The 18,941-nt window shown below is 71.4% G+C and carries 19 protein-coding genes and 2 tRNA genes; 11 read left to right on the top strand and 10 right to left on the bottom strand.

All coding sequences use genetic code 11. The features are described 5' to 3' along the window. The first annotated feature begins 138 nt into the window (after nt 1-138). The 3 genes from D7X12_RS25710 to D7X12_RS25700 are packed head-to-tail and all read left to right on the top strand — an operon-like array spanning nt 139 to nt 2,550. A complete protein-coding gene (locus tag D7X12_RS25710) occupies nt 139-783 on the top strand; it encodes an RNA polymerase sigma factor (RefSeq protein ID WP_244224769.1) in 645 nt (214 codons plus the stop codon). Then, nucleotides 776-1,315 (top strand): zf-HC2 domain-containing protein, encoded by a 540-nt coding sequence (locus D7X12_RS25705; protein ID WP_120627919.1) that lies wholly within the window; start codon nt 776-778, stop codon nt 1,313-1,315. The genes D7X12_RS25710 and D7X12_RS25705 overlap by 8 nt, the downstream gene beginning before the upstream one ends. An 11-nt stretch (nt 1,316-1,326) precedes the next feature. Then, a complete protein-coding gene (locus D7X12_RS25700; RefSeq protein WP_120627918.1) occupies nt 1,327-2,550 on the top strand; it encodes an AraC family transcriptional regulator in 1,224 nt (407 codons plus the stop codon). A gap of 53 nt (nt 2,551-2,603) precedes the next feature. Here the strand turns inward: D7X12_RS25700 and D7X12_RS25695 are convergent, their stop codons facing one another. Next, the gene (locus D7X12_RS25695; RefSeq protein WP_120627917.1) at nt 2,604-3,794 is read right to left on the bottom strand and encodes a zf-HC2 domain-containing protein; all 1,191 of its coding nucleotides are present in this window, start codon (nt 3,792-3,794) and stop codon (nt 2,604-2,606) included. Between the two features lie 46 nt (nt 3,795-3,840). Continuing rightward, complete coding sequence (locus D7X12_RS25690; protein WP_120627916.1) at nt 3,841-4,512, bottom strand: RNA polymerase sigma factor; 672 nt, start codon at nt 4,510-4,512, stop codon at nt 3,841-3,843. A 484-nt stretch (nt 4,513-4,996) separates the two neighbouring features. Here D7X12_RS25690 and D7X12_RS45140 point away from each other — a divergent pair, with 484 nt between their 5' ends. Genes D7X12_RS45140 through D7X12_RS25675 form a run of 3 tightly spaced genes read left to right on the top strand, consistent with a single transcriptional unit; the run spans nt 4,997 to nt 8,242 of the window. Next, entirely contained in the window at nt 4,997-6,757 is a 1,761-nt protein-coding gene (locus D7X12_RS45140) for a vWA domain-containing protein (RefSeq protein WP_120627915.1), read from the top strand. Nucleotides 6,758-6,770: 13 nt separating this feature from the next. Further along, nucleotides 6,771-7,823: a hypothetical protein gene (locus D7X12_RS25680; RefSeq protein ID WP_120627914.1), complete on the top strand. Its 1,053-nt coding sequence runs from the start codon at nt 6,771-6,773 to the stop codon at nt 7,821-7,823. A 35-nt stretch (nt 7,824-7,858) separates the two neighbouring features. Continuing rightward, nucleotides 7,859-8,242: a hypothetical protein gene (locus D7X12_RS25675; RefSeq protein ID WP_120627922.1), complete on the top strand. Its 384-nt coding sequence runs from the start codon at nt 7,859-7,861 to the stop codon at nt 8,240-8,242. Here the strand turns inward: D7X12_RS25675 and D7X12_RS25670 are convergent. The 6 genes from D7X12_RS25670 to nfi all read right to left on the bottom strand — a co-directional run bounded on the left by D7X12_RS25670 (nt 8,223) and on the right by nfi (nt 13,839). Next, entirely contained in the window at nt 8,223-9,392 is a 1,170-nt protein-coding gene (locus D7X12_RS25670; RefSeq protein WP_120627913.1) for a metallophosphoesterase, read from the bottom strand. The two genes, D7X12_RS25675 and D7X12_RS25670, sit on opposite strands and share 20 nt — an antisense overlap. Before the next feature lie 9 nt (nt 9,393-9,401). Further along, nucleotides 9,402-9,659, bottom strand: a complete 258-nt coding sequence (locus D7X12_RS25665; protein WP_120627912.1) for an acyl-CoA-binding protein — start codon at nt 9,657-9,659, stop codon at nt 9,402-9,404. A 40-nt stretch (nt 9,660-9,699) separates the two neighbouring features. Continuing rightward, nucleotides 9,700-10,215, bottom strand: a complete 516-nt coding sequence (locus tag D7X12_RS25660; RefSeq protein ID WP_120627911.1) for a DUF2267 domain-containing protein — start codon at nt 10,213-10,215, stop codon at nt 9,700-9,702. A gap of 102 nt (nt 10,216-10,317) precedes the next feature. Beyond that, nucleotides 10,318-12,666, bottom strand: coding sequence for a GMC family oxidoreductase (locus D7X12_RS25655; protein WP_120627910.1), 2,349 nt, complete (start codon nt 12,664-12,666; stop codon nt 10,318-10,320). Between the two features lie 244 nt (nt 12,667-12,910). After that, nucleotides 12,911-13,126: a DUF2905 domain-containing protein gene (locus tag D7X12_RS25650; RefSeq protein WP_120627909.1), complete on the bottom strand. Its 216-nt coding sequence runs from the start codon at nt 13,124-13,126 to the stop codon at nt 12,911-12,913. Further along, nucleotides 13,123-13,839 (bottom strand): deoxyribonuclease V, encoded by a 717-nt coding sequence (gene nfi, locus D7X12_RS25645; protein ID WP_120627908.1) that lies wholly within the window; start codon nt 13,837-13,839, stop codon nt 13,123-13,125. Before nfi ends, D7X12_RS25650 begins: the two co-directional genes overlap by 4 nt. A 155-nt stretch (nt 13,840-13,994) precedes the next feature. On the opposite strand from nfi, the gene D7X12_RS25640 reads away from it, so the two are divergent. Together D7X12_RS25640 and D7X12_RS25635 are read left to right on the top strand one after the other, a co-directional pair. Beyond that, a complete protein-coding gene (locus tag D7X12_RS25640; RefSeq protein WP_120627907.1) occupies nt 13,995-14,243 on the top strand; it encodes a hypothetical protein in 249 nt (82 codons plus the stop codon). 8 nt (nt 14,244-14,251) lie between these two features. Beyond that, nucleotides 14,252-14,830: a HesA/MoeB/ThiF family protein gene (locus D7X12_RS25635; RefSeq protein WP_120627906.1), complete on the top strand. Its 579-nt coding sequence runs from the start codon at nt 14,252-14,254 to the stop codon at nt 14,828-14,830. Nucleotides 14,831-14,854: 24 nt separating this feature from the next. Here D7X12_RS25635 and D7X12_RS25630 read toward each other — a convergent pair whose 3' ends face one another. Further along, a complete protein-coding gene (locus D7X12_RS25630) occupies nt 14,855-15,256 on the bottom strand; it encodes a hypothetical protein (RefSeq protein ID WP_120627921.1) in 402 nt (133 codons plus the stop codon). Between the two features lie 165 nt (nt 15,257-15,421). Continuing rightward, nucleotides 15,422-16,789 carry an alpha/beta fold hydrolase gene (locus tag D7X12_RS25625; protein ID WP_120627905.1) on the bottom strand — a complete coding sequence of 456 codons (1,368 nt, stop codon included), beginning with the start codon at nt 16,787-16,789 and terminating at the stop codon, nt 15,422-15,424. A 105-nt stretch (nt 16,790-16,894) separates the two neighbouring features. On the opposite strand from D7X12_RS25625, the gene D7X12_RS25620 reads away from it, so the two are divergent. The 3 genes from D7X12_RS25620 to D7X12_RS25610 all read left to right on the top strand — a co-directional run bounded on the left by D7X12_RS25620 (nt 16,895) and on the right by D7X12_RS25610 (nt 18,283). Then, a complete protein-coding gene (locus tag D7X12_RS25620; protein ID WP_158620122.1) occupies nt 16,895-17,824 on the top strand; it encodes an AraC family transcriptional regulator in 930 nt (309 codons plus the stop codon). 291 nt (nt 17,825-18,115) lie between these two features. Further along, nucleotides 18,116-18,190: transfer RNA gene (locus tag D7X12_RS25615), tRNA-Pro, on the top strand. A gap of 17 nt (nt 18,191-18,207) precedes the next feature. Next, nucleotides 18,208-18,283 (top strand) — tRNA-Leu (locus D7X12_RS25610). Nucleotides 18,284-18,941: the final 658 nt, after the last annotated feature.

The following is an 18,941-nucleotide window of genomic DNA, read 5'->3' as shown; positions in this document are numbered from 1 at the left end:
AGATAGGCTCCGGTCTCGTGGGCTCGGAGATGTCTATAAGAGACAGCCGTCGATATGCGCAGCCCGGCCGAGCGTTTGCTGGAGGGCCCGGGGCAGCCAGCGCCCCCGGCAGGACGCAGCGGGCAACGGGAAGACGGCATGGATGCAGCCGTACAGGGCTTTGGGATGATGACGCTCCAGTCGCGCCAGGAGACAGGCGGGGCCGCAAGGCCCGCGGCGGCACCGGACGAGGAGGTCCTGTCCCGCCGCGCACTGGCCGGAGAGCGGGCCGCATGGGACGCGCTCATCGCGCGGCATCAGCGGCGGGTGGTGGTGTCGCTGCTCGCCCGGGGCGTGCGGGCGGACCGGGCCCAGGAGCTGGCCCAGGAGACGTGGGCCCGCCTCATCCAGCAGCAGCAGCGCGGGCTGCTCACGGAGCTGCGCCTGCCCCACCTCGCGCTCACCCAGGCGTCCTTCCTCGCCTCGGACGAGGCCCGGCGCGTGCGGCGTGAGTCCGTGGACGGCACGGTGGAGGACCTGCCGGAGCGGCACCAGCCGGTGGACCCCGCGCAGTCCGCGGAGCGGCGGCTCCTGTCAGAAGAGCAGCTCGCCCGCGCGAAGGACGCGCTCGCCCGCGTGTCGCCGGGCGCGCGCAACGTCTTCCTCCTGGCCTGTGACGGCCAGGGCCTTCCCCACTCCGAGGTCGCCTCCCGCGTCGGCTTGTCCGTCCAGCGCGTGCGACAGATTCTGTGCGAGGTCCGCAAGCAGCTGCGCACCGCGCTCGCAGAGGAAAACCATGTCTAGGCCCACACTCCACCTCACCCGCGACCGCACGGAGCAGTACCTGCTGGGCGCACTGCCGCCCGACGCCGCGGCGGAGCTGGAGGCCCACACCCTCACCTGCGAACCGTGCGCGCGCCTGCTCCAGGAGGAGGCCCTCCTGGAGGAGCAGCTCTACGAGGTCGCCGCCGCCGTGCCGCGCGAGGCCGAGGTCATCCGCCCCGCGCGCTGGCACCGCCCCGCCGCCGCGGCAGCCGTCGCGATGGCGGTGGCCGCCAGCGTGTTCCTGCTGCTGCGCCCCACCGAGCAGCCCACGCCCGGGTCGGAGGCTCCCGTGGCCACGCGCCTGGGAGACCCGGTCCCAGAAGAAGACGCGCCGCCCCAGGACATCGTGGTGGCGTGCCCGGACCTGGCCACGCAGGAGCACTGCCTCCGGTCCGCCAGCGCGCGCGGGCTGCTCGTGTACCACCCGGGCGGGATGGGCGATGTGCCCCGCTACGACGCTTCCAGTGGGCTGTCCGAGGTCGCGCTCCGCTCGCGGCCGGCCGCCCTGTGAGGACCTCCGCGATGACACCGCGAACCCGCATCCTCGGTCTGTTGCTGTCCGTCTGGGCCCCCCTCGCCGGAGCCCAGGCGCCCGCGCCCGCCGCGACGACGCCGCCCGCCTCCCAGGGGCTGCCCGCGACCCGGCCTGGCGCCACGCAAGGAAAGCTGCCGCAGGGCTGGTACGTCACGGAGAGCGCGCCCCAGCACTACGAGGCTGGCGTGGACGAAAGCGCGCCGTGCGAGGGCAGCCGCAGCGCCTTCCTGCGCTCACGCACCGGGGCGACGGACAGCTTCGGGACCTTCATGCAGGCCTTCAGCGCGAAGGACTTCCTGGGCAAGCGCCTGCGCTTCTCCGCCGCCGTGCGCCACCAGGACGTGAAGGGGTGGGCCGGGCTGTGGATGCGCGTGGAGGGGGCGGATGCAAAACAGCCGCTCGCCTTCGACAACATGCAGTCGCGCGCCCTGGTGGGGACCCACGGCTGCAAGCGCTACGAGGTGGTGCTGGACGTGCCGAAGGAGGCCACCACCATCATGGCCGGCCTCATCATGAGCGGCACGGGCCAGGCGTGGATGGGCGGCGTGCGCTTTGAAACGGTGGATGCGTCGGTGAAGACGACGGACCTGCTCGTCCCCCCGCAGCCCGTGGCCTCCGGGCCCCAGGGCCTGGAGGACGCGCCGCCACCGCAAGAGCCGGAGCTGCTGGGCCGCGTGGGCGACTACTGGTTCGACGCCCTGCGCGTGAAGACGGAGAACCCGCTCGTGCGCGGCAAGGGCCAGCTGTGGCAGGGCACCGTCGGCGACGAGCTGTTCGAGCACGGCATCGAGGTGACGGGCACCTACCAGCGCTACCCGCTGGAGGTGAAGGTCCGCGCGGGCGGGGCCGTCACCCGCATCCACGGCCAATGGGGCACGTCCGACGTGGACATCCGCCTCAGCGCGGAGTCGCTGGTGATGCGCTGGGGCGTCTTCGAGCGCAAGCTGACAAGGGACAGGAAGGCCGCGGCGGAGAAGGGCTGCAACGTCTACCGCCAGATGGACGGCGTGCATGAGATGGACCGGCTCGACGTGTGCGGCGTGGCGCTCGCCACCCGTCCGCCGCTGACCCAGCTCGTGGTGTCGTTCCTGGCCAACGGCTTCCGCAGGGACCCGTCGCCCGTCACCCCGCCGGTGCCGCGCACCCCGGTGCGCTCGCCCCAGGCCTACGACGCGTCCACCGGCCACATCCCGCCCTCGCAGCGGCAGTGAGCGGCGGGCCGGGCGGGAGCACTCCCACCGGCCCGCGCATCGCCCCGCGCCTCTCAGAAGGCGATGTCCCGCTCCAGCGTCTCCTGCCCGGCCTGCACCGTGAGGTGGGCCGCGTGCGCGCCGGTGGCCACCGCCGTGGACAGGTCGAAGGACAGCCCCTCCGGTCCCTGCGTCGGCTTGAGCGAAGGACGTCCGGGCGACAGGAACACGGCGGCCGTCACGGGCCGCGAGCCCAGGGGCTGCACCAGGAGCCTCACCCGTTGACGCTCGCGCACCAGCACCACGCGGAAGTCGCGCCGCTCCTCCAGCACCTCACGGTGCTCCGGCAGGCGGGCCGCGCCCGGGCGCCGGGCCCCCTCCGCGCGGGACTCCCTCGCCGCGCGCGGGGCGGAGAGCCCCTCCTCCTCCAGCTCCAGCGCCTCGTCGATGGCGGCGTCGCCCTCCTCCAGCGCCAGCACCGCCTGCGCGCACTCGCCACACCAGGCCGTGTGGGCCTCCACGCGCGCCTTCTCCTCGCGGCCCATCTCGCCCGCGTCCAGCCGCCACAGCTCGTCGTCGGTGAGGTGCCGCCGGGGCGGCGTGTCCACCACCGCGGTGTCCACCCGGTCCGCGCGGCATGCGACGCAGTCCTTCAGGTGGGCGGGGTCCTTCAAGGGCTTGCCCGTCCAGGTCGCCACCAGGTCATCGCAGCCGGCCCGGGCGGAGAACCACCAGGCGCCGGGGCGCTCCACGGGATCCAACAGGTCGCACTCGGCGCGGCGCTCGGCGTTGAGGGGGATGAACCAACGTGCGCGGGGGCGCAGCGAGGTGTCCAGGTGGCCCAGCGCTCCAAGGAAGCGCTCGCGGGCGGAGGCGGCGTCCCCTTCCAGCGGGCCCTTCAACAGCTCCCAGGTGACCAGCGCGCGGGCGGCGGAGGCAGCCCGGTCCCGGGCGGCGAGTCCTTCCAGCGCGGAAGCGCGCCACAGCTCCGCTTCGTCACCGGCTTCGCCCAGCGCGACCTCCATCGACTCCTCGGCGGCGCGCAGCAGCAGCGGTTGGAGCGCCTGCGGTTTCTGCGCTCGCAGCCAGGCTTCCACTTCCGGGCGGCCCAGGCCCTTCAAGGCCTCCTCCACCCCTTCGGTGCCGAGCCGGTCCGAGCGGCGCAGCACGTCCCCTACCCCCTCCAACAGCTCGCCCACCGGAGCGGGGCCCGCGACCAGGCGCGCGAACCGGGCCTGATAGCGGGACAGCGCGTCTGTCTTCATCGCGACATCCCGAGTGGGGCGGAGGACTGCATCCCGCCGCGGGAAATCACGAAGGCTCTTCCGGCTGTCCGTCCCGCTGCAACTCCAGCAGGTACAGGCGCAGGTAGGCCTGGGCGCGGCTGACGCGCTTGTACGAGTTCACCACGCTGATGTCCAAACGGCGTGCGCATTCCTCGTGATCCTCCACGTCCTCGTGGTGATACAGCTCCCATGCGGAAGCCTCCTTGGGGTGCTCCTGCTGGAGCCTGGCGTAGGCGGCCCAATACAGCTCCTGCGCTTCGGCGCGCTCCTCGCGACGCCGTGCGCCCTCCACCGCCCGGGCCACCTCGGACGGGGTCTCTTCCATGACGTCATCGGGTGATGACGGCGCGGGTGCCAGCTCCTCCCGGTGTCTCCGGTAGAAGTCGATGGCGACATGCTTGACGATGCGCAGGAAGAACGTCTTGGGCGACGCGCTCCTGCCCGGCATCTGTTCGGACACACCGCGGAACTGGTCCAGGCCCCGGTCGAGGAACTTCCCCACCGCGTCCTGGAAGAGCTCGTCGGCGTCCGCCGGGGACCCGCGCCCGTAGCTGCCCTGGATACGACTGATGACGTAGCGGGCCGGACGGGCCCACCGTGAACAGAGTGCACCCAACGGGGTGCCCACGGCCTCGCCCGAGGCGCGGCGGCGGGACACCTCCGCGAACAATTCCTCATCCGTGAGCTGCTCGTACACCGGAAGGCCCTGGAGGCTGTCCCGGGACGGCCGTCATCCCGGGAGGTTGGATTACGGGGATGTGGCGCGGCAAGGTACCACGTTGGCATCCGCGGACAGCCTCCCAAGAAGTCGTGGGGCCCCCGCGTGCCGGAACCACCGGACAGTCGGGAGCACCTGAGGCCCTCGACGCCCCCCGCCGCGGGTTCCTGACAGGCCTTTTTCAAAAAAGATGCCCTGGCCCCCCCCGGGAAATCCCCTGTCAGGAATCCGGCCAGGGGGGCGTCCAGGGCGGCATCGCTTTCGAGCGCCCGGCCGAAGAGGCCCTACACGCAGTGGTTCGACTCCACCCCTCCGCTCGCAAGGCGGGGGGCCGCCGGCGGTCCGGCACTGAACTCCGGTTTCAGACCACCGGCTTCTTCACTCGGGCGCTCACCTTTCCCTCCCACCCTCGCCTGCCCTTGCCGGGCATGCCCTTGCCCGGAGCCCCGAAAGGGGGACTGTCATGACGACGCGCACCCAGACGACCCTGACCGAGACGCAGCGGGGACCGGCCGAGCGACTGCTCGACGTGGTGCTCGGCGCCTCCGCGCACCTGTGGCACCACCGCCCCGGCCTGGACGTGGCCGGCACCTGGGTGGCGGCGGCGCACGCGGATGCGAAGGCGCAGGCGCGCGGCCGCAAGGTGGCCCCGGGCCTCTTCGTGCCCGCGGCGGTGAAGCTGTACGGCCAGCTGCTGGAGCTGTACCGCCTCAACCCCACCCTGATGGCGCACTTCGCGTCGTACGCGCTGACGCAGACAGACTGGCGCGACCTGAAGGTCGCCACGTGCGCGCTGATGCTGGTGCAGGAGCACGCGGGCCTGCCCGTGCGCGACGGCCAGGGCCAGGTGGCCTTCCACGACGACGACTTCCGCGCCATTGGCGAGGCCATGGTGCTGCACTACGTGCGCCGCTCCACGCGCATGCTCACGCCCAAGGCGGTGCTGCGCGTGGCGGAGCTGCTGGAGACACCGGAGATCGCGCGCCTCAACCGCGCGGCGGGCTTCGGAGACCCCGCGTCGCGCAAGCCGCCCCTCGGCCGCTGGAAGCGCGTGGCGCAGAAGTGGCTCGCCGCGCGCGAGGCGAACCTGCCCATGCTCCAGGGCCTGGTGAAGGCCGGCTACAAGGAGACGCTGAAGAAGCTGGCGCGCAAGGCCGGCTACAAGCCCGCGTCCCAGGGCTTCTTCGAGGTGCTCGGCTGGAAGCAGAAACAGGCGGAAGCGGGCCACCGCGAGGTGGGCCTGCACGGGCTCACGCTGGTGAAGCGCGAGCGCTTCGACGGCCTCAGCGAGGCGGAGATCTGCGAGTGGATTGAGCTGGAGCGCCTCTCCTACAAGGAGGTCGTGGGCCGCCTGCCGAAGGACGTGGGGCTCACGCCGGCCATCCTGGCGGCGCTGTTGCCGTCGCTGTCGGACCGCGACCTGCGGCTGATGACGCCCACGCTGGAGGAGCTGGGCCTGCTGGCGGAGGCCAGCGTGAAGGCGCGCTGGGAGCGGGCGGTGTCGCGCGCCACGGATCAGCGTTCGCTGAACATCGCGAAGAACGTCCGCGGCGAGGACCTGCGCCGCAAGCTGGAGGAGGCGAGCGACAACGCCGCGCGCCAGGCGGTGGCGGAGGCGACGGCGGACGCGGACGTGCGGGTGATGTTCCTCATCGACAAGTCGGGGTCCATGGAGGGCGCCATCGAGCAGTCGAAGGAAGCGCTGTCGCGGATCCTCGCGGGCTTCCCGCTGGACAAGCTGCACGTCGCGGCGTTCGACACGATGGGCACGGTGCTGCAGCCCAAGGCGGCCAGCCGCGTGGCGGTGCAGCACATGCTGGCCGGGCTGAAGGCTTCGGGCGGCACGGTGCACGGGGCGGCGGTGTACGCGCTGCACCGCGCGGGCGTGCGCATCCCGGAGGCGGCGAAGCTGGTGGTGATGGTGGTGGGCGACGAGGCGGGCGAGGCGGGCGACCAGTTCGCGCGCGCCTTCCGTGCGAGTGGCTACACGGTGGCGGCGATGGCGCTGCTGGTGAACGTGGCGGGGGCGCGCGGCAACACCGTGCGCACGGGGGCGTCGCAGCTGGGCGTGCCCTTCAGCGAGGTGAGCGTGGGGCAGTTCGCGGACCCCTACCAGGTGCCGCGCGTGCTCCAGGCGCTGATGGACGCCCCGCGCGTGGCAGGGGCCAGCCAGTCCGGCTGGGTGGACCGGGTGATGAGCACGCCCCTCTTGAAGGTGGCGTGAAGGAGGCAGGGGCGTGGACTACCGGAAGCTGCTCGGGAAGGTGGAGTCGGCGGTGCTGCCGTATTTCGGCGGCGGGACCGTGGACGCGCCTTCACGCCGCCTGCGCCTCACTACGCCCGTGGAGCCGGGCTGGTGGCGCTTCGAATTGAAGGGCCGTCAGGCCACCGCGCGCGAGCCGGCCTCCTCGCAAGGGCTGGACGCGCTGCCACGCGTGCGCGGACACCTGTGGGGCACCCGGCTGGTGCGCGAGGGCGCGGTGGCGGAGCCCCTGGCGCTGATGCCGGAGGAGGAGCCGCCGCGCCTGTCGCCGGTGACGGCGCGCCGCTGGCATGACGGCACGCTGCTCTTCGAGGGCGTGGAGTTCGAGGGCGAGGCGGAGGAAGCCGCGCGGCGCGCGCTCGAGGAGGACCGGCCGCTGGGCGAGGCGCGCGGCGTGGGGGCGTCCCTGCGCGCGGCGTTCGGCTTCGCGGTGCTGGAGACCGCGTCGCGCGGCACGGGCATCCCCTTCGCGCCCGTGGAGGCCCGTGCGCGGGTGCTCGACGTGGCCCTGGGCGGACGCGAGGAGGCGCAGCGGTGTCTGCGGCGGCTCGCGGACGAGCGCGCCCGCTTCCTGCGGCTCCAGGCGGAGCAGCAGGCCCGCTGGGAGGCGGAGGCACGGCGGACGGCGCAGGCGCTGACGGACCGGGAGCGCGAGGCCCGGGAAGCCCGGTGGGAGGCGGCGGCGCGGCAGACGGCGCGAACGCTGGAGACGTGGGAGCAGCAGGGCGTCACGTCCGGGCAGCGACAGCGCGCGGAGGCGGAGGTCGGCGCGTGGGCGGAGCGCGCGTTGGACAAGGCCGGCGCGCGGATGATCAGCCACCGCCGGCTGGGCGGGGGACTGCTGGAGGTCATCTACACCTTCATGGGCGAGCGCTTCGTCACGGTGGTGGAGAGCGCGACGCTGCGGGTGCGCGACGCGGGCGTGTGCCTGGCCGGTGCGGACGCGCGGGTGACGCTGGAGAGCCTGCCGTCCGTGCTGAAGGAAGCCATCGACACGGGCGAGCTGGTCATCACCCGCCATGCCTGAACACGCAGCCGCGCGGGACGAAAGGGAGGATGGTCATGTCGACGCGTGAGGTGTGTCTGCTCATCGGGCCCGGGGACGTGGTGCTGTGGGGGGACTCGTTCGATGATCCGCAGGCGCTGCCGGACTCGCGGGAGCGGTGGGAGGCCATCTGGAGCCTGCGGGACATGCTGGTGGAGGTGACCCACAGCCATCCGGAAGGGCCGCTCGGCTTCTCCTCGGAGGACGAGACGACGATGGCCGCGTTGCAGGCGGCGCTGGGCCGGCCGCTGCGCTTCTCCGTCGTCGCGCCCGACGGCATGGTGGCCCGTGTCGGAGGAGAGGACGTGCCCGTGCGGCCCGAGCCCCCCTGGGCCGCGCCGCTGCGGATCGCCTCGGGGCTGCTGTACGGCCGGCCCCGGCTCAGCCGGGGAGCAGGATGATGCGGGCGATCTCCGGCGGCGCGCCCACGCGCATGGGCGGGCCCACGAAGCCGCACCCCCGACTGACGTAGAGCTGGGAGTTGCCCAACTGGCTCAGGCCCGCGTTCTGCTCGCCCCAGATGAGGCGCCCCAGCACGTTGCCGGGGAACATCTGTCCGCCGTGCGTGTGCCCGGAGACCTGGAGGCCCACGTCGCGGCGGGCGACCTCCTCGAAGTTGGAGGGCTGGTGCGCCAGCAGCACCGACGCGCGGTCCGGACGCAGCCCCCGCAGCGCCGCGTCCAGGTCGTAGCCGGGCTCGCCCAGCTTGTGCGCGCTCCAGTCGTCCACGCCCGCCAGGTCGAAGGACGCGCCCGCGTCACCAATGGACACGGAGCGGTTGCGCAGCACGGTGAGGCCCAGCCCCTGGAGGAAGGACACCCACGCGCCCGCGCCCGAGTAGTAGTCGTGGTTGCCGGTGATGAAGTACGCGCCGTGCCGGGCCTTGAGCGCGCCGAAGCCCTCCACGTAGCGCCCCAGCGCCGGCACGGTGCCGTCCACCAGGTCCCCCGTCACCGCGATGAGGTCCGGCTTGAGCGCGTTGGTGCGCGCCACCAGCTCGTCCACGAAGCGGCGCTGCAACACGCCACCGATGTGGACGTCCGTGAGCTGCACCAGCGTGAAGCCCTCCAGCGCCTTGGGCAGCCGGGGCAGCCGCACCGGGATGTCGCGCACGTCCGGCGGATGGAAGGCCCTCCAGGAGCCGTAGGTGCTCACCGTCGCACTGGCCACGGTGGCGCCCGCCGCCAGCCCCTTCGCGAGGAAGGCGCGGCGCTCCGGCGACGGAGGCGCTGGTTCCTTGCGCACGCGGGAGAGCACCCGCTGCCCGACGTCCAGCATCAGGGTGAACATGAGCAGGTACAGCACCAGCCCCATCCACAGCAGCAGCACGATGCCGGTGGTGCGGGCCGCCTCGGAGGACAGCATCGCGCCCACGGTTCGCGCGCCCACGGAGCCGACGAAGCCTCCCGCGAAGAGCGCGATACCGGCGCGGCGCAGCGCCTTGCGCGCCGTGAGATCCCTCACGAGGCGGCGGTACAGGTAGACGTGCGCCACCGCGAGCAGCGAGGTGACCGGAACGATGAACAACGCGAGGCTGAGCCAGCGGGGCATGGACAACGACTAACCGCGCAGCAGCCGGTCCACCAGCGCCACGTACTGTTGTTTCGCGGCGTCCTTCGTGAGGCCCTTGCGGCCGGCCCAGGCGTCGTACTTCGCGCGCCCCTTGAGGTCGAGCATGCCGGGGCGCTTGCCCTGCACGTCCCCTTCGGTGCCCTGCTTGTAGAGGGAGTACAGCTCCAGCAGCGTGTCGTTCGAGGGAGCCTTGGAGAGCGTCTTCACCCGGGTCTGGGCAGCGCTGAAGTCATCATCGAGGGCCATGGAGGTCTCCGGCAGGGTGGGCCGGAGACCTTACCAGGGTTCACATCGTCGGCAGCCAGAGGTGGCGGATGTCCTGCGGCAGCTGGGCGCTCACGTCCTCCGCCTCACCTTCGCTGATCAGATGCCGGATGGAGTCCATCACCGCGCGCACCACCGGCTCCACCGCGTCCGGATTCAGCGCGAGGTCGTCCCCCACCTGTTTGAGCAGCTCGTCCTTGCCGAACCGCTCCGGACGGGCTTCGGCGTCGTGGCGCTCGCAGCGGTGGAGCAGCTCCGTGAGCTTGCGCGGAAGCTGGGCCTCCAGGTCGTGCGCCTCGTCGGCGTAGATGCGCTGCTCCAGTCCACAGAGGACGGAGACGGCCGCCTGTTGGGCGACGCTGGGAGACATACCTCCCCGGTCGCACAGATGATCGATGAAGCGGGCGTACGTCTGACTCGCCCGCATCGCGCTCCGCCGCGCACGCCGCTCTTCGATGGACGGCTCGCGATGCTCCTCCGCACGCTCCTCGCCCTGAGGTGCGCCCGAGCGGCGCTGCGGGTCACGGTCTTCAGCCATGGGGGTCCTCCCTGTCGGTCCCGGTGGGAAACAGGGTGACCATGGCCGTCCCGGAGGGCACGGGATTGCGGCCTGCGGCACTGTCCGCCGCACGCCCGCCTGCTAGGCGGCCATCCGTCGCACGTAGGTGTCGTAGAGGGCGCCGAAGAAGAAGCTCCCGAAGCGCGCCAGCGCCTCCAGCCGCTGCACGCCGTCGCGGGCGTTGAGCACGCGCAGGGTGGTGAGCTGCCGGGCGAACTCCTCCGCCGTCAGGCGCAGGAAGCCCCGACCGATGCACGGCGCCATGGCGTCCTGCCCCTTGTGCAGCGAGACGAGCAGCGTGGTGGTGTCCTTCCACAGGTCCGGACCCGGATCATCGTAGAGGTCCTTGTACCCCTCCAGGTAGTACGCCTCGCCGGCCTCGCTGAGCAGGTTCAGCAGGTACTCCATCCGCTGGCCGCCCGGCCGCGCGTGCTCGCGGGTCATCAGGCGCAGCTCGCCGCGCGTCACCACCAGCGGGCGCGAGGACAGCACGGGCGCCGTCACCATGCCCGCCAGCTTCAGGGGGTGGCGCTCATCGCTCAGCGTCGCGTCCAGGTTGTCCGTCGTCACCGTGAGGACGAAGCGCAGGGGCGTGGCGTCGTCGCGCTCCGGATCCCCGGCGTCCAGGTGCGGGGCGGCCACCGCGCCGGACACGAAGCCGTGCATCGTCTCCGTGAAGCGCACGCCCACGTGCCCGGGAGTCTGCCGGACGTCGGCTTCCGGCAGCGGCGTGTAGTCAATGGTCCAGCCGTGGCGCCGGGCCATCAGCGCGCAGGCCCGCTCCGCGACCGCGGAGATGGTGAGCAGCGGGTTGATGCCCAGCGAGCGCGGCACCACCGAGCCGTCGGACACGTACAGCCCCTCATGCACCGCGCGGCCGGAGGCGCCGGAGAAGACGCGCCCCTCGTGGTCCACCACGCCCTCCTCCGCGCGCTCGGCCATGACACAGCCGCCCAGCGGGTGCGTGCAGAGCACCTCCTTGCCAAAGGCCTCCGACCAGAGCGGGTAGCGCACGTAGGTGCCCCCCAGCGCGGCGGTGGCCCGGCGCAGGCGCTCCTCGACGCGGAGCAGTTGGGGGTCGCGGCCCGCGTCCGGCCAGCTCAGGCGCACGCGGTCGTGCTCCAGCGTCAGCTCGCCCCGGGCTTCGTCGTGGGACATCACCATCAGCGTCTGGGTGTGCTCCACCGCGCCGTGCTCCGAGCCGCGCACGAAGCTGTCCGCCTGGCGCAGCCGCTCCTGGACCCAGTCCAGGATGCCCTCGTCGGTGTCCTCGCCCACCAGCACCGCCGCGCCCGCGAGCGCCGCGGGCATCAGCGAGGCGAGCGCGCCGGGGATGGCCCCCTCCTCGATGATCATCCCCTCCTCCAGCCGCGCCGTGTCGCGCTGGTCGATGATGCCCGTGATGCAGGGGCCCACCGGGTCGCGCGACTCATGGGTGTGCTCGCCGTGGCCCACGCCGTGGACGGGCATGTCCAGGTTGTAGCCGAAGGCCAGCACGTCGCCGTTGGTGCTGAAGCGGTGGCCCAGCTTCGAGGACATGGACAGGCCGCGCTCGCGCGAGCGCAGGAGGATTTCCGCGGTGCCCATGGTGCCGGCCGCGAGGACGACCCGGTCGGCGGTGAGCCACGCGTCGGGCGCGTCGAAGCGCTCGCGGCCGGTGTGGAGCGGCCGGTAGTAGACGCGCCACTTCGTGCCGTCCGGCACCACCGCGCGCACCGCCACCTCGGTGAAGATGCGCGCGCCGTGCGCGTGGGCGTCCGGCAGGTAGTTCATCTGCACGGTGTTCTTCGCGCCGGTGTTGCAGCCCGTGGCGCAGTCACCGCACAGCGAACACCCCGGCTGCCGTACACCCGCGGCGTTGACGCCCGGCTCGAACGTCACGGCCAGGGGCGGCCGCTGGAGCCGTCCGCCCAGCTTCTCCGCGGAGATGCCCAGCGTCTTGAGCTTCTGCAGCGGCGGGTGGTCCTCCGGGTACGGCAGGGGCCGCAGCATCAGCTCCGCGTGCGCGTAGCCGTCCTCCAGCAGGCCGTGCACGTCGGCGCGCAGGGCCTCGGGCCAGCGCGGGTCCTCGAACACGCGCGGATCCGGCCGCATGACCACGCTGGCGTTGATGAGCGACGTGCCGCCCAGGCCGCAGCCGTTGATGACGGTGACGTCGCCGTTGCGGTGCACCTCGATGAGGCCGCTGGGGCTGCCCACGTCCAGGTCGCCCTGGCCCGGGGCGCAGTGGAGCTGGAACTCGGCCACCGCCTGCGCGGGCGTGCGCGGGAACTCGCCGGGGAGCCACTCGCGACCGCGCTCCAGGACGCACACCTGCTGACCCGCGCGGGACAGGCGGCTGGCGGTGATGCCACCGCCATACCCCGAGCCCACCACGACCACCGGGTAGTGCGGGGCCAGCTCGCTCAACGGGGACGACAACCTGCGCATGCTTGCTCCTGACGGCCTGACAGCCGTCCATCCGAATGCCACGTCGAGTCGGGCCGGGGCCGAAAGACGGGGGCCGCATGCTGCGCGGTTCAACGGCGGGGATCCACTCCCCGTCCGGTTGGCGTCTCCCCCAGATGCGCCCCACCAGCCCCCTGCCCGGTCACCCGGACAGCAGGCGGGCGACCCGACGAGGCAAGTCCTGCCGGACAGACGCCGACCCCGCCCATCCTTGAGCAGAAAACCTCTAGAGGAACCGGCGCAGCACCCAGGCGCCCAGGCTGAGCGCCACGGACACGAGCAGCATGGAGGTCAGCGGCGCGAAGAAGCGGGTGTGCCCGCTCTCTATGCGGATGTCCCCCGGCAGCCGGCCGAACCAGGAGAAGGCGCCCACCCAGACGAGCAGTCCCACGGCCACGAGCCCCAGGCCCGCCACCACCAGCATCAAGCCCAGGGGCTTCATCCGGGACGCCCCTCCTCCAGCTCCGACGCCTCGCCGCCCGCCCGGCGGAAGTTATTGACCAGCCGGTGCGCGTGGCGCGTCGTCTCTGGCTCACGGTAGCGCGGGCTGGCCTTCAGCACCCACTCCACGGCGGTCTCCAGGTCCATCCGGTGGCCCGGGGAGACGTACACGGGGCTCACGCCCTGGCGGGTGCGGACCGCCATGCCCACCACCTCGCCCTTGTGGGTGATGGGAGCGGTGGCCCCGCGCCGCTCCGCGAGCTTGCCGGGGGTGCCCACGAGGAGCGACTTGGCGCAGCCAATGGAGGGCATGTCGAAGAGCAGCCCTCCGTGACAGGCGATGCCGAACCGGCGCGGGTGCGCGGTGCCCTGACCGTCGAAGACGAGCACGTCGGGCCGGACCGTCAGCCGCGCCCAGACCGCGGCCAGCACCGGCAGCTCCCGGAACGACAGCAGCCCGGGGACATAGGGGAAGGACAGCGGCACCGCGGCCACGGCCCGGGCCACGGGCGCGAGCGTCGCCGCGTCCAGCACCACCATGCCGCCGTAGCCCGTGTCGTTGCCCTTCTCCGTGGAGATGTCCGCCCCCGCCAGCCGGGTGACGCTCAGCCCCGGAGGCGGTTGGAGGATGAGCTGCTCGCGCAGGCGCTTCTGCAGCGCCACGGCCTCCGTGGGCGTCATGCTCCAGTCATGCGGTGCTCGCGGCGACTCCATGCGCCCCTCCTGGAGCCCAACAATGTGCACGGTCCCCCGGGAAGGGGAGAACAGACCTGGACGGGCGGCGCCAGGCCGGCTGTCAGGAACGTCGTGGGGGTGACGTCCCGGGGCTCGGGTTTGGGAACAAGCACGCATTCAAGGAGGCACCGACCATGGCCACCATCAACATCACCTTCGACGGGCGGTCCGCGGACGTACCGGTGGAGCTGGAGCGGATGATCAGCGACACGGACGTGCGCCGCATCGCGGTGGAGCTGGTGCGCTCCGGCGGAGTGCCCGGCCTGCAGCGCTTCGAGCTGCGGGAAGACGCCTTCCAGCACTACGTCGTGGACCGCTTCCGGGGCGCGCACGGCGAGGAGCGCATCTACCTGCGCCCGAAGGTGCCCTTCGGGGCGTGCTGAGGGCCGCCATGCGCATCGTCTTCTGCGGGGTGGGGGCCATCGGGTCCACGGCGGCCCTGCTGTGCCGCAACCTGGACGCGACGTTGGTGTTCATCGACTTCGACCGGGTGGAGTCGAAGAACCTGTTGTCGCAGGCCTATGTGAAGCCGTCCGTGGGGAAGAACAAGGCGGAGGCGCTGAAGCTCCAGTTGCACAACCTGCACGGCGTGAAGGCGGAGTCCTTCGGCGTGCGCCTCACGCGCGACAACGTGGAGACGCTCTGCAAGGGCGCGGACCTGCTGGTGGACGCCTTCGACAACCAGGACAGCCGCCAGTTGCTCAGTGATTTCGCCCGGAAGGCGGGCACGCCGCTAGTGCACGGCGCGGTGTCCGCGGACGGGACGTTCGGCCTGGTGCGCTGGGACGAGCGCTTCGTCCCGGACGCCGAGGACACGCAGGGTCAGGCCACCTGCGAAGGCGGCGAACACCTGCCCTTCCTGGGGCTGCTGGCCGCCACGCTCGCCCGGGCGGTGCAGGACTTCCGCAAGCACGGCGTGAAGCGGGACGCCTTCGTGCACCCCACCGCCGTCACGCCGGTCCCGACCTGAGGCGCACGGCGGTGTGCGGGCGCCTCAGCCCCGGAGGGCGGCTCGGGTTGGCACTTCCCGCACCGAGGGACGACGGGGGGGCGGTGGCGGCTCTCCCCCAAGCCAGTCCCATTGCTCGCCGGTCCAGCGCTGCTCGCGCCAGCTCAGCTGGGCGGCCGCCTCGCGCGCCTTGGCGCCGTGAGCGATGAGCGCCCAGCCCACGCGGGACTGCTTGCACTCGCCGCTCTTGAACTTCAAGAGCCGGCGCTCGCCGCGGGCCTCTTCGCGGTCCGCATCCCAGAGCGCCTGGTTCTTGAGCCCTTCTCCGTGGCAATCCACCTGGTTGCGGTCACACCAGGCGAGCACGTCCTTGGCCCGGACAAGCCGGGAGCCCCTTGAGAGTTCCGTGACAGCTTCGACGAGGAGGGTCGAGGTGAGGACACGCATGGTGGGCACACCTGATCAGGTGAATGACCGGCGCAACCTACAGCGTGGGGGGCGGAGCAAGGGCCTTGATCACGCCATGTGTTCTTCATGGTTCTGTCATGGCGCATGAGTCCGGGAAGCTTTCGTTATGACGTATTGCGTTGGCGCTCCGCATTGAAGAGCTGATCACGGCTTCTCCGCCATGAAGGCACGAAGCTCCGAAACCAGTTGCTCCGCGGTGTCCTCGAAGAAGAAGTGGTTGGCATTGGGGAGTTCGCGGGTCCGGTGGTTCGGGAACGTCTGTTCGAAGCGCTCCAGGTCCGTCCGGGGGAACCCCTGGTCTTGAAGCGCCCAGAAGATGAGCGCCTTCTTCTCTGTCAGGCGAGGCAGGCCGGCTTCGACCTCCGCGAAGTACTCCGTCGCAGCGGTAATCTGCCCCGGATAGAACGCCGCGAGGCCACGTCGCTCCAGGGGAACAAACGGACGCAGGTAGACATCGAGGACGTCCGAAGGCAGCTCACGGACCACTCCGTTCTTGATTCCAAACGACGCGAAGCCATTGAAGTTCACTTGCAGGAACTCACCCAGGGGTCCACCCGCGATGGCGGAGAAGATGCCGCGAGGTGTGCCGGGGCTCGTGGGCCACGCCCAGGTGCTGCCAAGCACCACCCGCCGTACGAGTTCGGGGCGGCGCCCGGCGAATCCGAGTCCAATCGGGCCGCCCCAGTCCTGCATGACCAGGGTCACGTCGCGGAGCTGGAGCTGTTCAACGAACGCTTCCACGACGAGGCTCTGCTCACGCGGCGTGAAGCCGAATCCGGCGGGTGCGTCGGACAACCCGAAGCCGGGGTAGTCGAGCGCGATGCAGCGGTACGAACCCCGAAGCCCCCGGATGAGGTCGCGCCACTGGAATGACCAGGCGGGGTTGCCGTGCAGGAAGAGCAGCGTCTCGCCCTCCCCTTCGTCCACGTAGTGGATGCGAGCGCCGCTCGGGAGGGTGATGAACCGGGACTCGGCGTCGAACATCGTGCGGGGGATGTCCATGGGGGCCGTGCGTTCACTGGAGAGCGCGAGGGCGACGCCCATGAACTCCAGCGCACCGAAGACGATGAGCGCGACGGTGCCGATGCGCGAGCGGCGCGGCCGGTCCACGAAGCGCGGGACGAGCAGGGACAACGCGACAGCGACGCCAAGCAGCGCGGGTAGGGCGGCGACGGCAAGGCCGGGAGGCCCACCCGTCACCAGCCCTGCGAGGACGACCAGCGCGAGACCGACGAGCGCAGCGGTCAGCGTGACCCGCGGGCGCGAGAAACCCACGAGGGCGCGGTACAGGAACGCCGACGCGACCGCGACGAGCAAGCACACGGGAGTGACGACCGCGAAGCGAAGCACCGGGAAGAACCCGATGCCTCGGACGTGCGGTGCCAGGAGGACGGCGAGCGTGGCGAGGACCACGACGGGAACCGACGAGGCCCAGCCGGCCCGGAGCACATGGAGCACCGTGGGACGCGCCTCCGTGACGGATTCATTCTCGATTGTCTTTGCCAGCGTCATGGGCACGAGCTCCTGTTCATGCCTCCTGGATAGTCCCGGGGCGTCGGACGCTCCATGTGCGAAGCTCCGGTTCTCTGGCTCAATCGTCCGACTCGGGAGGCCTGGATGGACGTTCTGGCGGATTCGCTGCGCAGCCTTCGACTGAAGACCGAGGTCTACGGCCGGCTGGAGCTGAGCGCCCCGTGGGGCATCAAGCTCGACCTCGGGCACCCGGGCTTCTTCCACGCCATCTCTCGCGGAAGCTGCTGGCTGGAGGTCGAAGGCCAGCGCCTCGCCCTGGCGGCGGGCGGCTGGGTCTTCATCCTGGGAGGAGCGCCGCACGCCTTCCGGGACACCCTGAGGACGCGCACACGGCCCCTGCCGGAGCTCTACGCAGAGACTGGAGCCCGGTGTGGCGGAGTCCTGCGCCACGGCGGAGGCGGTCCCCAGACGACGCTCCTCTCCTTCAGCTTCGGGTTCACGGGCACGTGGCTGAACCGACTGCTCGCGGGCCTGCCCCGGGTGCTGCACATCAAGGGAGACGGGGCTGGCGCCACGCGAGGCGTGGAAGCCCTCATCCAGTTCGTCGCCGCGGAGATGGAGGCGGGCCGGCCCGGACACGACCTCGTCGCCACCCGCCTGGCGGATGTCCTGTTCATCCACGCGCTGCGCACACATGTCGAAGCCTTCCCCGAGGCAAAGGGCGGATGGCTCCGAGCCCTGGAGGATCCGCAGCTGGGCCGGGTGCTCCAGCAGCTGCACGACCGCCCCCAGCACCCGTGGACGGTGGAGACGATGGCGAAGCTCGCCAGCATGTCGCGCTCGACGTTCGCGGCGCGCTTCCAGAAGGTGGTGGGTGAGAGCCCGTTGACCTATCTCACGCACTGGCGGATGCACACGGCCATGCAGCGGATGGCGGAGGGGGATGCGTCCCTGACGGCCATCGCGGAGTCGGTGGGCTACGACACCGACAGCGCTTTCGGGAAGGCGTTCAAGCGACACGCCGGCAAGACGCCCGGCGAGTACCGCCGCCAGCTCCGCCAGCGCGCGGGCTGATTCGTCAGCGCGCGTGTCAGGACCGGAATGCCACCGCGTCTCTTGGCCACGAAAGGAGCGGTGGCCATGACGAAGCGCGACGAGCAGAACCCGAATCCCCTACCCGACCCGGTCCCCGCTCCGGACAGCCTGGACCTGGAATTGGCAATCGCCTCCTTCCGCGGCAGCCCACCCGGCACCTGACCCAAGCCACCCGGTACTTCCGGGGCGGGCATGGACAGAGGCCGGGCTCCCGAGGGGGGACCCGGCCTCAGTCATGTCCGGGTCCTCCCTCGACGGCTCACATCACATCGGGACGTAGCTCAGTCTGGTCAGAGCGCGCGCCTCGGGCGCGCGAGGTCGCTGGTTCGAATCCAGTCGTCCCGACTTCAATCACATATCACGCCGGGGTAGCCCAACCTTGGTAGAGGCGCCGCGCTCAGAACGCGGAGGTTGCGGGTTCGAATCCCGCCTTCGGCACATCATGAAGCCTGGCAACCTCAACGGGTTGCCAGGCTTCTTCTCATTCCGGCGGTGCCATGCGCCGCTGCGGCGTCGGATGGGCCTGTCGCTCTCTGCGTAGCCCATCAGCGATTGGAGGGTCTTGAATCGAAGACGGGCTCCAGTGCCAGGCACTGGAGCGCGCCCGGTTGGGAGTTGGCCGCCCATCGACTGAAGCCCTGATTCTTGCCTCCCTCCATGCCCTATGGGGAATGCAACACCCGCTTCAGCCGACTTGTCGGACTCGGTGGATATGACCGGGCTCTGCACACCGTACCGGAGTGCAGTCAGGAGGCGCAAGCAATGGGCAACCGCGGGTGGGCGGTGTTGTGGCTGGGGCTTCTTTCCATGCGAGGAGCGGCCACGGCTTCGCCCGACTCCAAGGATTCTGCCCCCAAGGAGCCGCCCTGCGCCTGGTCTTCACTGACGCGGCTGGAGGTGGCAACGCTCGCGCTCCTTCCGCACTCAGGCAGAGGTGAGACCGAGGGCTTCGTCCAACTGGAACCCACGCTGATCTTCCACGCACGCTGCTCTCCTAGTCACAGCTCTTTATGTGTGGGCCGCGGAGTTCGCGTTCGGCGCCATTCGTGCTTCGGAGCGGCCCGAAGTGCCTTGAGCCTCGCAAGCTCTTTGGAGT

The sequence above is a fragment of the Corallococcus sicarius genome, assembly GCF_003611735.1.
In the GTDB taxonomy this organism is placed as follows: domain Bacteria; phylum Myxococcota; class Myxococcia; order Myxococcales; family Myxococcaceae; genus Corallococcus; species Corallococcus sicarius.
The sequence above is the reverse complement of the archived record's forward strand: the minus strand, read 5'-3'. Positions and strand labels throughout refer to the sequence as shown.

What these genes read in the sequence shown, in the direction of transcription:
- D7X12_RS25710 (WP_244224769.1), top strand. Translation starts at nt 139, where the DNA reads ATGGATGCAGCCGTACAGGGCTTTGGGATGATGACGCTCCAGTCGCGC.
- D7X12_RS25705 (WP_120627919.1), top strand. Translation starts at nt 776, where the DNA reads ATGTCTAGGCCCACACTCCACCTCACCCGCGACCGCACGGAGCAGTAC.
- D7X12_RS25700 (WP_120627918.1), top strand. Translation starts at nt 1,327, where the DNA reads ATGACACCGCGAACCCGCATCCTCGGTCTGTTGCTGTCCGTCTGGGCC.
- D7X12_RS25695 (WP_120627917.1), bottom strand. Translation starts at nt 3,794, where the DNA reads ATGAAGACAGACGCGCTGTCCCGCTATCAGGCCCGGTTCGCGCGCCTG.
- D7X12_RS45140 (WP_120627915.1), top strand. Translation starts at nt 4,997, where the DNA reads ATGACGACGCGCACCCAGACGACCCTGACCGAGACGCAGCGGGGACCG.
- D7X12_RS25675 (WP_120627922.1), top strand. Translation starts at nt 7,859, where the DNA reads ATGTCGACGCGTGAGGTGTGTCTGCTCATCGGGCCCGGGGACGTGGTG.
- D7X12_RS25670 (WP_120627913.1), bottom strand. Translation starts at nt 9,392, where the DNA reads ATGCCCCGCTGGCTCAGCCTCGCGTTGTTCATCGTTCCGGTCACCTCG.
- D7X12_RS25665 (WP_120627912.1), bottom strand. Translation starts at nt 9,659, where the DNA reads ATGGCCCTCGATGATGACTTCAGCGCTGCCCAGACCCGGGTGAAGACG.
- D7X12_RS25660 (WP_120627911.1), bottom strand. Translation starts at nt 10,215, where the DNA reads ATGGCTGAAGACCGTGACCCGCAGCGCCGCTCGGGCGCACCTCAGGGC.
- D7X12_RS25655 (WP_120627910.1), bottom strand. Translation starts at nt 12,666, where the DNA reads ATGCGCAGGTTGTCGTCCCCGTTGAGCGAGCTGGCCCCGCACTACCCG.
- D7X12_RS25650 (WP_120627909.1), bottom strand. Translation starts at nt 13,126, where the DNA reads ATGAAGCCCCTGGGCTTGATGCTGGTGGTGGCGGGCCTGGGGCTCGTG.
- nfi (WP_120627908.1), bottom strand. Translation starts at nt 13,839, where the DNA reads ATGGAGTCGCCGCGAGCACCGCATGACTGGAGCATGACGCCCACGGAG.
- D7X12_RS25640 (WP_120627907.1), top strand. Translation starts at nt 13,995, where the DNA reads ATGGCCACCATCAACATCACCTTCGACGGGCGGTCCGCGGACGTACCG.
- D7X12_RS25635 (WP_120627906.1), top strand. Translation starts at nt 14,252, where the DNA reads ATGCGCATCGTCTTCTGCGGGGTGGGGGCCATCGGGTCCACGGCGGCC.
- D7X12_RS25630 (WP_120627921.1), bottom strand. Translation starts at nt 15,256, where the DNA reads ATGCGTGTCCTCACCTCGACCCTCCTCGTCGAAGCTGTCACGGAACTC.
- D7X12_RS25625 (WP_120627905.1), bottom strand. Translation starts at nt 16,789, where the DNA reads ATGACGCTGGCAAAGACAATCGAGAATGAATCCGTCACGGAGGCGCGT.
- D7X12_RS25620 (WP_158620122.1), top strand. Translation starts at nt 16,895, where the DNA reads ATGGACGTTCTGGCGGATTCGCTGCGCAGCCTTCGACTGAAGACCGAG.